At 45.6% G+C, this 430-nt stretch carries 1 protein-coding gene; it reads right to left on the reverse strand.

Annotated features, from left to right (window positions below; translation table 11 throughout):
• Nucleotides 1-430: DDE-type integrase/transposase/recombinase (locus tag IC21_RS03120; RefSeq protein WP_035180450.1), on the reverse strand; the 430-nt coding region annotated here is incomplete at both ends.

Below are 430 nucleotides of genomic sequence, written 5' to 3' on the forward strand. Positions count from 1 at the left end.
TAAATATACTTCCTCATACTTGATGGTTCGCCAAAGCCTTTCGGTAATGATATTGTCAAGGGCTCTTTTTTTGCCGTCCATGCTGATTTTAATCGTGTTCTCAAGCACCAGATCCGTGTATTTGGGACTGGTAAAATGGCTGCCCTGATCACTGTTTAAGATCTCTGGCCTGGCGACTAAGAATGCCCGTTTCACTGCTTCCAGCACAAAGTCGATCTCAAGGGTTTGGTCTATCTCCCAGCTAACGACATAGCGGGAATACCAGTCAATGAGCGCCACCAGGTACATCCAACTTTTTTGAAGCCGGATATAAGTAATGTCAATACCCCACACGTGATTAGGGTGTGTAATCTTCAAGTTTCTAAGAAGGTACGGGTATATTCGGTGTTCAAGACTGCGCTTACTCAGGTTTGGACCAGGTGTGATCCCG

Source organism: Heyndrickxia coagulans DSM 1 = ATCC 7050 (assembly GCF_000290615.1).
In the GTDB taxonomy this organism is placed as follows: Bacteria; Bacillota; Bacilli; order Bacillales; family Bacillaceae_C; genus Weizmannia; species Weizmannia coagulans.